Origin of the sequence: Amycolatopsis aidingensis (assembly GCF_018885265.1) — a bacterium.
GTDB lineage: Bacteria > Actinomycetota > Actinomycetes > Mycobacteriales > Pseudonocardiaceae > Amycolatopsis > Amycolatopsis aidingensis.
The window spans coordinates 3,869,818-3,884,390 of the sequence record NZ_CP076538.1; the positions used below are offsets into that span (position 1 = coordinate 3,869,818).

Annotated in this window: 12 protein-coding genes and 2 pseudogenes; 5 read left to right on the plus strand and 9 right to left on the minus strand. The window is 70.8% G+C overall.

What is annotated here, in order from left to right:
- Positions 1-29 precede the first annotated feature (29 nt).
- The 4 genes from KOI47_RS17690 to KOI47_RS17705 form a co-directional block, all read right to left on the minus strand.
- Entirely contained in the window at positions 30-1,175 is a 1,146-nt protein-coding gene (locus tag KOI47_RS17690) for an RNA polymerase sigma factor (protein ID WP_216204537.1), read from the minus strand.
- A complete protein-coding gene (locus KOI47_RS17695; protein WP_216204540.1) occupies positions 1,172-1,579 on the minus strand; it encodes a YciI family protein in 408 nt (135 codons plus the stop codon). The genes KOI47_RS17690 and KOI47_RS17695 overlap by 4 nt, the downstream gene beginning before the upstream one ends.
- 121 nt (positions 1,580-1,700) lie before the next feature.
- Positions 1,701-2,633, minus strand: coding sequence for a class A beta-lactamase (gene bla, locus KOI47_RS17700; RefSeq protein WP_216204544.1), 933 nt, complete (start codon positions 2,631-2,633; stop codon positions 1,701-1,703).
- 326 nt (positions 2,634-2,959) lie between these two features.
- On the minus strand, positions 2,960-4,129 hold the full coding sequence (locus tag KOI47_RS17705) for a coiled-coil domain-containing protein (protein WP_216204547.1): 1,170 nt from the start codon (positions 4,127-4,129) through the stop codon (positions 2,960-2,962).
- Between the two features lie 297 nt (positions 4,130-4,426).
- Between KOI47_RS17705 and KOI47_RS17710 the strand changes: the two genes are divergently transcribed.
- The 3 genes from KOI47_RS17710 (at position 4,427) to KOI47_RS36450 (ending at position 6,590) form a co-directional block, all read left to right on the plus strand.
- A complete protein-coding gene (locus tag KOI47_RS17710) occupies positions 4,427-5,071 on the plus strand; it encodes a dihydrofolate reductase family protein (RefSeq protein ID WP_216204550.1) in 645 nt (214 codons plus the stop codon).
- A gap of 284 nt (positions 5,072-5,355) precedes the next feature.
- A complete protein-coding gene (locus KOI47_RS36290; RefSeq protein ID WP_216217764.1) occupies positions 5,356-5,958 on the plus strand; it encodes an FAD-dependent oxidoreductase in 603 nt (200 codons plus the stop codon).
- The gene (locus KOI47_RS36450) at positions 5,931-6,590 is read left to right on the plus strand and encodes an FAD-dependent oxidoreductase (protein WP_408629830.1); all 660 of its coding nucleotides are present in this window, start codon (positions 5,931-5,933) and stop codon (positions 6,588-6,590) included. Before KOI47_RS36290 ends, KOI47_RS36450 begins: the two co-directional genes overlap by 28 nt.
- Positions 6,591-6,613: 23 nt before the next feature.
- On the opposite strand, the pseudogene KOI47_RS36455 reads toward KOI47_RS36450, so the two are convergent.
- The 3 genes and pseudogenes from KOI47_RS36455 to KOI47_RS17730 form a co-directional block, all read right to left on the minus strand.
- Positions 6,614-6,730: pseudogene (locus KOI47_RS36455) on the minus strand (TetR family transcriptional regulator); the annotation flags it as partial.
- 70 nt (positions 6,731-6,800) lie between these two features.
- Positions 6,801-8,192, minus strand: coding sequence for an amidase (locus tag KOI47_RS17725; RefSeq protein ID WP_216204553.1), 1,392 nt, complete (start codon positions 8,190-8,192; stop codon positions 6,801-6,803).
- Positions 8,179-8,403, minus strand: a complete 225-nt coding sequence (locus KOI47_RS17730; protein ID WP_216204555.1) for a hypothetical protein — start codon at positions 8,401-8,403, stop codon at positions 8,179-8,181. Before KOI47_RS17730 ends, KOI47_RS17725 begins: the two co-directional genes overlap by 14 nt.
- A gap of 97 nt (positions 8,404-8,500) precedes the next feature.
- On the opposite strand from KOI47_RS17730, the gene KOI47_RS17735 reads away from it, so the two are divergent.
- Entirely contained in the window at positions 8,501-9,424 is a 924-nt protein-coding gene (locus KOI47_RS17735; RefSeq protein WP_216204557.1) for an MBL fold metallo-hydrolase, read from the plus strand.
- Positions 9,425-10,289: 865 nt separating this feature from the next.
- Positions 10,290-10,631 (plus strand): annotated as a pseudogene (locus tag KOI47_RS36460) (hypothetical protein); the annotation flags it as partial.
- Between the two features lie 71 nt (positions 10,632-10,702).
- Here KOI47_RS36460 and KOI47_RS17745 read toward each other — a convergent pair.
- A complete protein-coding gene (locus tag KOI47_RS17745) occupies positions 10,703-12,043 on the minus strand; it encodes a cytochrome P450 (RefSeq protein WP_216204561.1) in 1,341 nt (446 codons plus the stop codon).
- A 108-nt stretch (positions 12,044-12,151) separates the two neighbouring features.
- Positions 12,152-14,347 (minus strand): RNA polymerase recycling motor ATPase HelR, encoded by a 2,196-nt coding sequence (helR, locus tag KOI47_RS17750; protein WP_216204566.1) that lies wholly within the window; start codon positions 14,345-14,347, stop codon positions 12,152-12,154.
- Between the last annotated feature and the right edge of the window lie 226 nt (positions 14,348-14,573).

Sequence of the window (14,573 nt, forward strand, 5' to 3'; positions counted from 1 at the left end):
GCCGAGGTGACGGGGACCGATGCCCACGCTCACGGACGCAGCAGTTGCCGCACCCTGGCGGCCTCCCGGGTGAGGTGGTCTCGTTCCGGCACGCTGGTGGCGGTGCGGGCGGCGGCGGCATACAGCTCGGCGGCGCGATCGAGGTCGCCCGCGCGTTCGTGCAGGTATGCCGCCGCCGCGGTGTGCCGGGGCAGGTCGGGGTCCACCTCGGCCAGCGCCGCCAGGCCGGCCTGTGGTCCGTCGGCCTCCCCGACGGCCACCGCGCGGTTCAGGCGCACCACCGGGCTGTCGGTGATCAGCAGCAGTTCGTCGTACCACTCCACGATCTGCACCCAGTCGGTCTCCGCGGCGGTGGGGGCGTCGGCGTGCAGGGCGGCGACGGCGGCCTGTGCCTGGTACTCGCCCAGCCGGTCGCGAGCCAGCGCGGCCTGCAGGATCCGCACCCCCTCGGTGATCAGGCCGGTGTCCCAGCGCGACCGGTCCTGCTCAGCCAGCGGCACCAGGCGGCCTCCCTGGCCGGTGCGGGAGGCGCGCCGCGCGTGGTGCAGCAGCATCAGCGCGAGCAGCCCCGCGACCTCGGGATCGTCGGTCAGTGCGTGGAGCTGACGGGTGAGCCGGATCGCCTCGGCCGCCAGGTCGACGTTGCCGCCGTACCCCTCGTTGAAGACGAGGTACAGCACTCGCAGCACCGTCCCGAGGTCACCGGGCTGGTCGAGCGGCAGTCCCGCGATCCGCCGCTTGGCCCGGCTGATCCGCTGCGCCATGGTCGCCTCGGGAACGAGGTAGGCCGTGGCAATCTGCCGGGTGGTCAGGCCGCCGACCGCGCGCAGGGTCAGGGCGACGGCCGAGGTCTGCGGCAGGCTGGGGTGCGCACACAGGAAGTACAGCCGCAGCGTGTCGTCCGTGGCGGGAGCCGGACCGGCGGGAGGTTCGGCCTCCACGGCGAGTTCCCGCCCCCGCCGCGAGGCCTCGGCCCGGGCGGCGTCGAGGAACCTGCGCCAGGCGACCGCGACCAGCCAGGCCTTCGGATCACGTGGGGGATCGGCCTGCCAGGTGTCCAGCGCCCGGAGCAGGGCGTCCTGCACGGCATCCTCGGCCGAGGCGAAGTCGGCCCCGCGCCGACCGAGGATGCCGATCACCGCGGGCACCAGCTCCCGCAGCAGTGACTCGTTCACTCGGTCACCGTAGGTGAGCCGGACAGGAAGGGCCGAACCTCCAGCCACTCGTGAATCGGCTCGCCTCCGGCCCCCGGCGCGGCGGACAACTCCCCGGCCAGCTCGACCGCGCGGTCCCAGGACTCCACGTCGATGACCATCCAGCCGGCGATCAGATCCTTGGTCTCGGCGAAGGGACCATCGGTCACCGGTGGGCGCCCCGGGCCGTCGGACCGCACGAACGCGCCCCCGGGCGCCAGCGCCTGGCTGTCCACGAACTCACCCGTCTCCTCCAGCCGGGCGGCGAAGTCGTTCATGTACTGAACGTGCGCGTCGACCTCCTCCGGCGTCCATTGGTCCATCGGCGCCCAGTCATGAGCCGGGGCTGGGCCACCTCGGTAGTGCTTCAGCAGCAGGTACTTCATGGTGGTTCTCCTTCGTCGTCGCGCGGCCGGGCGTGGCCGCTCGTGCCCCTGGGACGGAGCCGATGCCACATTCTCGACACCCGCGGGCCCACGAGTTCCGGAAACCTTCCGTGGCACCTGCTCAGGAAGCAGGGCCGAGGTTTGCGGCCACGATCTTCGCGGCCGCGGCGACCGTCGCCGCTCCGGTCGTGGAGTCGGGATCGGCGGGCGCGGTGTAGACGGCGAGCACCAGCGGGGGACTCCCTGGCGGCCACACCACCGCCACATCGTTTACCTCACCCCGCGGCCCGGAGCCGGACTTGTCCCCGGCCAGCCACCCGCGGGGCAGGCCGGCGCGGATCAGCTCGCCGCCGGTCGTGCTGTCCCGCAGCCACCCGGTGAGCCGATCCCGGCCGGGCGGGTCCAGCGCCTCGCCCAGCACCAGGGCACGCAGGTCGGCGCCGATCGCGGTGGGCGTCGTGGTGTCCCGCTGATCCCCGGGGTGGGCCGAACGGTTCAGCTCGGGCTCCCGCCGGTCCAGCCGGGTGCGCGGGTCGCCGAGCGTCCGTACGAAGGAGGTCACCGCCTGCGGGCCGCCGAGGACGTCCACCAGCAGGTTGCTCGCCGCGTTGTCACTATGCGTGACAGCTGCCCGGCAGAGCGCAGCGACGGTCATGCCGGTGGCCAGCCGCTCGGTGGTCACCGGGGAATGCGCGATCAGCCGATCGTCGTCATAGCGGACCAGCCGGTCCAGCAGGCCCGGCTCGCGGGTGTGCGACCGCAGGACGGCGGCGGCCACGAGCAGCTTGTGCGTGGAGCACATCAGGAACCTCTCATCCGCCCGATGTCGCACCGTCGCACCGGTACCGGTGTCGATCGCGTACACCCCGAGCCTGCCGCCGAACCTGTCCTCCAGCGCGGTCAGTTCCGCTGCGGCGGCGGTCCCGGCCACCGTGCGGGTGTGCGTCGGTGGCGTGGGTGTGGGCCGCGCCGTGCAAGCGGCAAGGGTGGCCAGGCCGCCCAGCAGCACGGTCCGGCGGGCAGGCGACCCGGCCAGCGACCGGCGTCCCGGCATGGAACCCCCTGCGTGGTGTCGATCCGTCCTATGAGGCAGGACGCGCCGCTCGCTCTCCGGTTGCCCGGCGCTCGGCGCGACGGAGTTTCCGGTCAGGTGGCGAGGTCCAGCCATTCCCCGACGGCCAGCACGCGTGCGCGCCGTCCGGCGTGCGCACGGAACTCCTCCTCCGGGTCGGCGACCCTCGACGTAGCCCGCGATCTTGTCCGGCTGCTCCGCCTCGTAGTGCATCGGCACCGCGTACCGGGCCCGCCGCGCGATCGAACGGACCCTGGACCAGTCCCGACGCACGCCTGCCAGCCGGGCACGAGCCGCCATTCAGACGATCACACCTGCTCGCCCGGTTCCAGGGCGGCGGCGACCCGCTCGCGCAGCGGCTGGTCCTCGGTCGTGTCCGCAAGGGCCTGGGTCACCGCGGCGTGCACCTGCTCGAATCGCCTGCTGAGCGCCGTCTCGGCGCTGGACCGCGCGGCCAGCTCCCGCTCCAGCGCCGCGATGCGTTCGTGTAGCGGGCCCAGGGTGTCGGCGTAGTGCCGGGTCGCCTCCGTCAGCCGGCCGGTCAGCTCGGTGATCCGCTGGTCGGCGGCGGCCTGGGCGGCGCGCAGTTGCTCGTCGAACTCGGCGGTGCGGGCCCGGAGCTGTTGCCGGTGCTCTTCCTCCAGTGCGGCCCGTAGCTGCCCGCGTTCCTGTTCCTCCGCCCGGCGCAGCTGATCGATCCGTTCCAGGGTGGCCGCGCGCTCGCCCGCCAGGGACGTCTGCAGCTCGGCGATCCGGTCCTGGGCGGCCGCCGCCTGGTCCAGGGCGCGCTGGCGGTCCGCCTCGGCCCGGTCCCGGTCCTGCTGGGCCGCCTGGCGATCGCTCAGTGCCTGCTCCCGGTCCCGCCCGGCCTGCTCGGCCGCCTGCTGGGCTGCCTCCCGTTCGGCCCGGTCGGACTCGGCCTGCTCCCGCGTCCGTTCCGCCTCGGCCAGTGCCCGGTCACGTTCGGCCACCGCGTCCTCGGCCTCCTCCTGTGCCCGCTGGCGGGCCTGCTCGGCCTCGTCCTTCGCGGTGAGCGCCGCGGCGGTCTCGGTGGACGCCTGTTCCCGCAGTGCCGCGACCTCGGCACGCACCGGGTCGAGGGTGCCGAGCAGGGAGCCCAGCCGCTCGTCCAGCACCTGGGTGTCGATCCGGGTCATCGGCTGGTCCGGGCCGTAGACGGTCAGCCAGATCTCGCGTTGCTCGTCCAGCATCGCGCAGCTGATGACCTTGGCGCCCCACTTGCCGTAGCGGTCCGGATCGGCCGCGCAGTAGGGGGTCGGCCTGCCACCGCGGGAGGGCAGCGGGGGCAGCGACCGGCCGCAGTAGGCGCACCGCGCTTCCTGGCCCGCCGCCAGCGCCCGCAGCGTCGCCTCCCGCCGCTCGTCCCGGCTGCCGCGCCGTATCGGGGGAGCCTCCATGGGCAGCGCGAGGTCCGCGTCGCCTTCGCCTTCGTCGTACTCAACCGTCTCATCAGCCACAAACACACCATATCGGATCTTGTTTACTAACTAAAACCAGGGGTTCTGGATATCAAACTCAAACTTGCCTACTGGATGCGCTCGCAGTATTCCTATGGATAAGGAGGATTATCTATATGATTCCAACACCGGCGGTGCCGGAGGACCGATCGGCAAGCCCGAGGGCGTCCGGGTCACCTGGGAGACCGCTGGGTGTGGCCGGTGTCACTCGCGCTCGGGGCGTCCCCGGCGATGAGTCCGGGGGACCGGCGTTGTCTAAGTTGTCTGATCACCATCACCGAGCACCGGAGAGACAACATGGGACAACTGCTGAGAGTCCAGAACTTCACCATCTCGCGGGACGGGTTCGGTGCCGGCGAGCACCAGACCCTCGAGCGGCCGTTCGGGCACGCCGACCCCGGTGAAATGTTCGCCTGGGCCGGTGCCACGGCGAGCTGGCCCAACCGCACCGACCCCGGGGGAAGCCGGGGCCTCGACGACTACTTCACGCGCGACTTCACCCACAACATCGGCGCCGAGATCATGGGCCGCAACAAGTTCGGTCCGCAGCGCGGGCCATGGCAGGACCACGACTGGCTCGGCTGGTGGGGCGACGAGCCTCCGTTCCGCACCCCGGTGTTCGTCCTGACCCACCACGAGCGCCCGTCGTTCACCCTCTCCGACACCATCTTCCACTTCGTCGGTGGCGATCCGGCCACGGTGCTGGAGCGGGCGCGGGAGGCTGCGCAGGGCAAGGACGTCCGGCTCGGTGGCGGGCCGACCACGGTCCGGCAGTTTCTCGACGCCGATCTCGTCGACACCATGCATGTGGCGGTCTCGCAGGTGGAACTCGGATCCGGAGTGCGGCTGTGGGAGTCCCCCGATGAGCTGCTCGACCGGTTCCACCTGGAGACGGTGCCCAGCCCGAGCGGCGTGACCCACCATCTTTTCTGGCGGCGATGACTCCGGCGGTAAGGAATACGCCACCGGGTACCGGCCGTTGCGAGTGCGCGACACGCTCTTCTGATGCCAGCTCCTTCGCTGGCATCACCCGCGTAAACCGAGGATTTGCTCCGAATCCGAAGCCAGGTTAGATTCATGGTGTCGCGAAAAACGATGTCCTGCGGCGTTGTTCGCCGGACATCGCGCACACATCGATGCAGGACGGTTCCGATCGGTGAGCGTCTCCGTGCCGAGATCGGGCGTCCCGCCCGCTCCCGGTGTCGACCGCAACCGAGGAGCGCACCATGCAGAAGACCGTCACCATCGTCGGAGCGGGACTGGGCGGGCTGACGCTCGCCCGGGTGCTCCAAGCCCACGGCGTCGCCGCCACGATCTACGAGGGTGAGGCGTCGGCGACGGCGCGCGCCCAGGGCGGCCTGCTCGACATCCATGAAGAAACCGGGCAGGTCGCGCTCCGCGCGGCGGGCTTGTACGACGAGTTCCGCGCCCTGGTCCGGCCAGGCGAGGACGCCAAGCGCGTCGTCGACCGCCACGGCACGATCCTGCTCGACCGGCCCACGGACCCCCGTTCGGCCCGCCCCGAGGTAGATCGCGGCGAACTCCGGCGCCTGCTCATCGACTCGCTCGCCCCGGGACCATCCGGTGGGGCCACAAGCTCACCGCGCTCCGGCACCACCCGACGGGCGGCTTCGACCTCACCTTCACGGCGGGTTCCACCGTCCGCGCCGACGTCGTCGTCGGCGCGGACGGCGCCTGGTCGAAGGTCCGGCCGCTGCTCACCCAGGCCGAGCCGCGCTACAGCGGTACCTGCTTCCTCGGGATCGCCCTCGCCTCGGGCGGCCGGGACCACCGCGCGAGCGTGGCCACGATCGGCAGCGGCACACTGATGGCGGTCGCGCCGGGCCAGGGCATCATCGTCCACCGCGACGCGGACGGCGGTGTACGCGGTTACGTGGCGCTGAACAAGCCCGACGAGTGGATGCGGTCGATCGACTTCGGTGACCCGACCGCCGGTCTCCACCGCCTCGCCCACGAGTTCGATGGCTGGTCGCCGCTGCTCACCGCGCTCGTGACAGGCAGCGACGTGGAGCCGTGGCTCCGGCCGATCCACGCGCTCCCTGTCGGGCTCAGCTGGAACCGGGTGCCGGGCGTGACGCTCGTCGGCGACGCCGCGCATCTGATGTCGCCCTTCGCGGGCGAAGGCGCCAACCTCGCCATGTACGACGGCGCCGACCTGGCGCGCGAGCTGGCCGGGCACCCCGACGTCGAGACTGCGCTCGCCGCCTACGAGAAGCGGCTTTTCCCCCGCAGCCGCGAGGTCGCCGCCCACTCGGCGCACAATCTTGAGACTTTCTTCGGCCAGGAGGCGCCGCACAGCGTGGTCACGCTGTGCGGAGGCTCGGCCCAGGCTGTCAAGTCAGCGGTCAGGCAGCCGTGGTCTTCCGGGGGTGCCTCGGGGCGCAGTCGTTCGACGGCCACGTCCGACAGCAGCTCCTGCAGATCGCCCCACCGCCGGTAGATCGTCGACGGTGTGACTCCGGCTCGGGCCGCGACCAGGGGCACGGTCAATGCCTCCCGGCCCGATTCCGCTATCAGGGCGCGTACGGCTTCGTGCACCGATTCTTGGACCCGGGCGCTGCGCCCGCCCGGGCGCACCATCGGTTTGCGACTCACCGCACCACCTTAAAGCGAAGCGATTGCCTTATCGCGGAGGAGCTGGTCGGCCCGCTCAGGCCATGGGTGCGAGCGGGCGGGCCGGTTGTGTCTGCGCGTGGGCGTGTCCGACGCGCAGGAGTACGGCCTCGGAGCGGGGGCGTCCGAGCAGCTGCATGCCGATCGGCATGCCCGCCGGGTCGTGGCCCACCGGTAGGGAAAGCGAGGGGATGCCGGTGAGGTTGGCGGGAGCGCACAGCCGCACGTAGGCATCGGAGACGCTCTCGACCGTACCGTCGGACCAGGTGATCGTCTCCAGGTTGGCCGGTACCGCGGTCATCGGGACCGTCGGGGCGGCGATCACGTCGACCTCGTCGAGCAGGCGTGCCCAGGCCTGCCGCATCAGGGTCCGGGCGCGCTGAGCGCGCAGGTAGTCCCCGGCGGTGATCAGCTCGCCGGCTTCGAGCAGGGCGCGGACGTCCGCCGCGTAGAGGTCTGGCACGGCCCGCAGGCTCCGTTCGTGGTAGGCGGTGGCCTCGGGGACCATCAGGCCCCATTGAGTGGCCTGGATGTAGCGGGTCATCGGGATCTCGACCTCGACGAGGTGGGCGCCGAGGTCGGCGAGCCGGTCGATGGCGGTCCGGACCACGGCGTCTACGTGCGGATCGACGTGGTCGAAGTAGTAGTTGCGTGGCACCCCGACGCGCAGCCCGGTCAGGTCGGCCACTGGGCCCGGCCGGTAGTCGCCGTCGGTGCAGGGCAGGGAGGCCGGATCCCGCGGGTCGTGTCCGGCCAGGACGGACAGGACGAGGGAGGCGTCCTCGACGGTGCGGGTGATCTGGCCGACGTGGTCCAGTGACCAGGACAGCGACGTCACGCCGTGGCGGGAGACGAGGCCGTAGGTGGGCTTGAGGCCGACGACTCCGTTGAGCGAGGCGGGTACGCGGATCGAGCCGCCGGTGTCGGTGCCGAGAGCGAATGTGGCGATGCGCGCCGCGACGGCGATGGCGGAGCCGCCGCTGGATCCGCCTGCGACGCGCGTCTGGTCCCAGGCGTTGTGCGTCTGCGGTGTCGTCAGGCCGTAGGCGAACTCGTGTGTGTGGGTCTTGCCGAGCAGAATCGCGCCGGCCGTCCTGAGCCGTGCGAACACCGTGCTGTCGGAGTCGGCGCGGTGCTCGGCGCGGACCCTGGAGCTGGCGGTGGTGGCTGTGCCGGCAACGTCGATGAGGTCCTTCAGGCCCATGGGGACACCGTGCAGGGCGCCGCGGATCCGGCCTGCCACGATCTCGCGTTCTGCGTCGCGGGCCGCGCTGCGCGCCTGGTCCGCCTGCACCGCCACGTAGGCCTGCAGGCGGGGTTCCACCTGATCGATGTGATCAAGGATCGAGTCGACCAGTTCTACGGGGGATACGCGGCGTTCCCGAATCGCGTCCGAGGCTTCGGCGAGGGTCAGATCAGGCAGCTGCATCGGCAGTCACCTTTCGCGTGTTCTCCTCTTCCGCGCGGTAGGCGGAGGCGGGTGGGGTGTCGCCGAAGTCCAGTTCCCGCAGGATGGACACGACGGAGTGGATGTGGTTGGCGGTGACCGCTACGCCGGTGTGGCGGACGTCGTTGAGCGGTAGACCGGCACGGGCGGCCAGGCGGGCTGCCTCCGAGGGGGTGAGTTCGACAGCGGACATGAGGCCCCTCCAGCATCTAAAGGCTAACTGTTTGCTTTAGTGGACACTAGGCGCTACGGTACCTTAAAGCAAATGAATTGCTTTAGCGAGGAGTTCCATGTCTAAGCCGTCCCCGAACACTGCTGCCGGCGTCCCCTCCGCCACCCCGCCCTGCTGGACGGTCGGCGACGTGACCGTCCATCGCATCGACGAGGTGCTCCTGCCTCCTGCGACCGGTCCCTGGCTGCTGCCCGGCGCCACCACGGACCTGGTGGGCCGGGAGGAGTGGCTGCGACCCGACTTCGCGGACTCGGACGGCATTCTCCAGCTCCACAGCCACAGTTTCGCGTTCGAGAAGGACGGGATGCGGGTGCTGGTCGACACCGCCATCGGCAACGGCAAGACGCGGGCAAACCCGGCCTGGCACAAGCTCAGCACGGGCTACCTGGACAACCTGCGCGCGGCGGGATTCTCCCCGGACTCCATCGACCTGGTCCTGCTCACCCACCTGCACACCGACCACGTCGGGTGGAACACGCACGAGGTGGACGGAACATGGGTGCCCACCTTCGGCAACGCCCGCTACGTGACCTCCCGCACCGAGCGGGACTTCTGGGCCGGCTACGACATGGACGAGCCGCGTCGGCACATGTTCGAAGACTCTGTGGTTCCGGTGGAGGAGGCAGCTCTGCTCGACCTTGTCGACGTCCCCGCAGACGGCGTCGAGATCGCCTCGGGACTGCGGCTGCTGCCCACGCCTGGGCACACGCCCGGCCACCTCGCCATCCAGCTGACCAGTCAGGGTAAGACAGCGCTGATCACCGGCGACTGCATCCACCACCCCGTCCAGTTCGCCCACCCCGCCATCGGCTCCTGCGTCGACATTCATCCTGAGCATTCCGAGGCCACCCGACGCCGGATGCTGGCCGCGCTCGCCGACACCGACGCCCTCGTCCTGGGCACGCACTTCCCGCCGCCCACCGCTGGCCGTGTGGTCTCGCACGGGAACAGCTACCGGATGACTTCCGTTCCCGCAGCCTGACCCAGATCAGAAGGCCTGGCATTGAAAACAAGACGGGCGCCGCTACTGGGGACTGGGTCATCCGTCGTACTTTTCGTTCCAATGTCCCTCGCGAGCCGATCATTAGCGGGCGGACGGGGACGGTCCAGAGCGGCTAGCAGACCGCGGAACTACTACTCGAACTCGGCGCGACGCAGACGGACGAAGGTGCCATTGCCGTTGCCGCACCGCACGATCAGCTCCGAATCCGCGAGCCAACTTCCTGATCCCGCTGCCGAATGCGATACTTCGGTTCAGTACGAACCCGAGCACTGAGTCCTGGTTCTGGTGACTGCGGGCCCTCGGGTTCAGGATGAGGAACCCCAAGTTTGGGGGAACCCACTTACTTCCCAGTACTCCTGCTCAGCCTCCAGACGCGAGAACATCAACTTTTTCGGCGCGATCGAGGTCGATATCGAGGGCGAGCTGGCGCAGCTCGGGCCGACCGGATACCGGCCGCTCCGTGTCCGCGACACCCTGTTCTGACGACGTGGGTCCTTCCCGATCAACGGTGGCGTCCGCCACGCCGCCACGAGGTCATCGCGGTGCAGGCGCTGGTCGATCACCGGCAGGTACGCCACGGCGTCGCGGCCCGTCCCTCATCCAGTGCTTGGAAGGCGTCGGCGAGTACGTCCATCTCGACGTCGATTCGCTTCTGCTCGGCGAGGGTGCGCTGCTGGCTCAGGGGCTCCCAGTAGCGTTAACGAATTTTCGGTCGCATATAGCCGTGACCTGCGGTGATGTTGTCGAGGTTTGTCGCGGATCGCGGCCGTGGTAAGGGCCGCGGTGAGGACGTTGGCGGAAGCGCTGGACAGCCACTCCTGGGTGAGCGCCTCCAGCGCCGGCGTTGACGAACACGGGCTCAACTTTCCGCCGGCGTCCCGGAATCCTTGGCAGGCTGGGCGGACGGCGCCGGGTCGGCGGGCTCGGCCGTGGTGGTCGGGCGGAAGAGCGCCCAGCGCCAGACCCACCTGCTCGACGAGGCCGGCCTCCCCGGCCCGGCGACCGGTTCACCGTCGCGGAGCAGTACCGGCTCTGCCGCGACGTCGCGGACATCCTCGCGGTCCGGGAATGGTGCCGCGCCCACAGCATGAAACTGCGCGTGCTGTCCGGCATCGTCAACTTGGCCGCCCCCGACGCGACCACCACCATGCTGGTCAACGTCCTGGTCTCGGTCGGCCAGTTCCAGCACGACCTGCAATACGAACTCGCCCGCGACGGCCTGGCCGCCGCCTGGGCACAAGGAGCCCGCTCCGGACGTCACCAGCCACCTCGACGTTCGGCGCGCATGACCAGACCCTCCGGCACCAGGGTCGTGGCGGTCACGGGGCGCACCGGGTGGTCGGGCAGCGGACGCAGCCGCCACCTGCCGGCCAGCGTGGCAAGGGTCAGGGTGGTCTCGATGACCGCGAAGTGGTCGGCGATGCACTTACGCACGCCGGCGCCGAACGGGATGACCGCATCGTGCGGGATCCGGGTGGGCCGGTCCGGCAGCCAGCGGTCGGGGTCGAACCGATGCGGGTCCGGGAACACCGCCGGGTCGCGGTGCACGATATACGGGATCACCAGCACCGGGCTGCCCGCGGGGACGTGGTAGCCGCCGAGATCGACATCGGCGAGCGCGCGGCGGCTGATCATCCACGCGGGTGGGTAGCACCGGAGTACCTCGGAGATGATCCGGCCGGTGAGCTCCAGGCGGGGCAGGTCCTCGTAGCGGGCCGCGCGGCCGCCGAGTACCTGGTCGACCTCCGTGTGCAGCCGTTCTTCGAGGTCCGGGTGGCGGCCGAGTTCGTGGAACGCCCAGGACAGCGCGCTGGTGGACGTCTCCCCTCCGGTGGCGAGCATGGTCATGACCTGGTCGCGGATCTCGGTGTCGGACAGGGGCTCGCCGGTGTCCGGGTCGCGGGCCCCGGTGAGCGTGGTCAGTAGGTCGGTGTCCTTGGCCTCCGCCTTGTGGTGGGTCGCGATGGCATGCGCCGCGGCCTGGTGCAGCCCGGCCAGCAGCCGGGCGTGGCGCTGGTTGCGCGGGGTCGGCAGCCTGCTGGTCAGGGCCCGTACCGGGTTGAACATCCGGCGCTGCACCTCGCGCAGTGCCAGCGGGAAGTCGCGGCGGAAGTCGCCGTGCAGCGTGCCGATGGAGGAGGGCAGCAGCGCCCGGATGGTGATGCCGAGCAACAGACCGTGCATCTCGGTGCGGACATCGAGACGCTGACCGTCGCGCCAGGTGGTCGACAGCTGCTCGATCTCCTGCCGCATGGCCTCGGCGTAGCCCGCCATCCGGTTGCGATGGAAGTGCGGCTGCAACAGCCGGCGTTGCCTGCGGTGGGTCTCCCGCTCCGAGGTGAGCACGCCGTTGCCGACCAGCACCCGCAGCTGGGCTCCGCCCTCGCCCTTGTCGAAGCTGCCGGCCTGCACGACCAGCACCTCGCGTGCCATCTCGGCCTCGGTCACCAGGTAGATGGTGCGCGGGCCGAGTTTGATCCGCACGACGCTGCCATGCCGCCGCAACGAGTCCAGGAACGCCAGCCGACGCTCACGGCGCAGGGGCAGCAGATGACCGACTAGCGGCAGTCCACCCGTGGCCAGCGCCGGAACCGCCATGCCGCCCCCTTCCCGGAATCCCGTCACGGACCACGAGGGTAGGGCAGCATCCCCTGGCCAGGGTGGGAAACGGCCAGATCGGCAGTACGGATCACCGCTCCGGCCCCGCTACGCCGGCCGGGCACCGGCTGGGGCGCCGAGTCCGGCCAGGGCCCGCGGCAGCCGGCCCTGGTGCAGGACGCCGAGGCGCTGGGTGGCGCGGGTGAGGGCGACGTAGAGCTCGGCCGCGCCGCGTGGGCCGTCGGCCAGGATCCGCATCGGTTCCACCACCAGAACGGCGTCGAACTCCAGCCCCTTCGTCTCCGCGGGCCGGACCGCGCCCGGCACACCCGGCGGCCCGATCACCACGCTGGTGCCCTCGCGGCCAGCCTCCTCTTGCACGAACTCCTCGATGGCGGGGCGCAGCTCCTCCTCGGTGACCCGCCTGGACCAGGGCTCCACCCCGCACGAACGGACCGACTCCGGTGGCTGGAGCCCCGGCGCGAACTCCGCGAGCAGGGCCGCGGCGACGGCCATGATCTCCGCCGGGGTGCGGTAGTTCACCGACAGCGACCGGTAGACCCAGCGTCCCGGCACATACGGCTCCAGCATCGCGTCCCAGGACGTCGCACCGGCCGCCGACCGGCGCTGGGCCAGATCCCCGACCACCGTGAAGGACCGGCCGGGGCAGCGCCGCATCAGCACCCGCCAGTCCATCTCGGACAGTTCCTGGGCCTCGTCCACCACGATGTGGCGGTAGGTCCAGTCCCGGTCCGCGGCGGCCCGTTCGGCGAGGTCCCGGGTGTCCCGCTCGACGAAGCGGTCCGCAAGGTCCTCGGCGTAGAGCAGGTTCTCGGCCGCCAGCATGACGTCCTCGTCCATCTCCTCGCGGTCCAGCTTCATGGCGTCCATGACGTCGGCCGCGTACTCGGCCTCGGCTCTCCGCTGCCGCTCGGCCACCCGCTCGGCGGCCTTGTCCACCGCCTTGTCACGACCCAGCAGGTCGACCAGCTCGTCCAGCAACGGCACGTCCGGCACCGTCCAGGCATCGCCCTGGGCGCGCCACAGCGCCTGGTCGGCGCCAGCCGCCCGCAGGCGTTCGGGGGAGGAGTACAGCTCGGCCAGCAGGGTTTCCGGGGTCAGCACCGGCCACAGCTCGTCGACAGCGGCGGTGAACCGCTCGTCCTCCGCGAGCTGCTTGAGCAGGTCCGTGCGCAGCTCCTCCCATGCCTTGCGGTCCTCCCGCGTCAGCCAGCCGCGGCCGATCCGGGCTATCGCCCGCTCGGTGAGCACGTACGTGACGATCTCGGTGAAGACCGCGCGGGCCTCGTTGTGCGGCCGCCCGCTCGCCCTGGCCTCCTCGATGGCCCACTCCGCGGTCTCGGCGTCGATCCGCACCGTGACGTCGCCCAGCGTGATCGGTACCGGTTGCTCCGGCAGCCGCTGCCGATCGGCGACCGCCGCCGCGAGCACGTCCAGGATCCGCAGCGAACCCTTGAGCCGGGCGGCCTCCGGGGTGTCCTCGGCGGTGACCCGCATACCGGGCAGCAGGTCGCCGGGGGTCATGAAGACCACATCGGACTCACCCAACGACGGCAGAACGCGGCCGATGTGGTCCAGGAACGCCGGGTTGGGCCCGACCACGAGCACACCGTGCCGTTCCATCCGCTCCCGCTGGGTGTAGAGCAGGTACGCCACCCTGTGCAGCGCCACCACGGTCTTCCCGGTGCCCGGACCGCCCTCGATCACCAGCACGCCAGGGTGGTCGAGCCGGATGATCTCGTCCTGCTCGGCCTGGATCGTCGCCACGATATCGCGCATGCCCGCACCGCGCGGCGCGTTGACCGCCGCGAGCAGCGCCGTGTCTCCGCGCTCATCCTCGCCGGGACGGCCGAACACCTCGTCGGTGAAATCGAGCACCTGACGCCCCCGGGTGTGGAACTGGCGGCGCCTGCGCATGTTCTCCGGGTTCGCGCCGGTGGCGACATAGAACGCGCGCGCCGCAGGCGCCCGCCAATCGAGCAGTACCGGATCGTACGCGTTCTCCTCGTCGAAAAGGCCGATCCGGCCGATGTACAGCTGTCCGCCCGACTCGGTGTCCAACCGGCCGAAACACAGCCCGGCGTCCGCCACGTCCAGCCGTTTCGCCTCGCTGGACAGCGCGCGCACCTCGACATCCCGTTCCATGGGTGTCTCGCCGTTTCCCCGCAACGCCGCCTCGTACGCGCCCCGCACTCGCGTGCGCTCGGCGTCGAGCCGCGCGTACAGCCCGGCGACATGACTCCGCTCCGACCGCAGCTCCTCTTCGTACCCCTGAGCCGACACGTTCCCCCTCACAGTGACAAGAAATGATGTTTGATCCGACGGCTTCTTCCTCGTTCATGGGCAGCACGTCGCGGCCCCGCTGGCGTGCGGGGTGCCTACGCGCGAGTCCATTTCCGCAGGTTGTGGCCTTGCCCGGCAATCTTGCGGTACGACCCGGGCCTTGCCGCAAGCCCCCGGTGCGCTATATGTTGAGAGTGGCGGGGGAGTGCCGCTCCTTGGGAAGTCA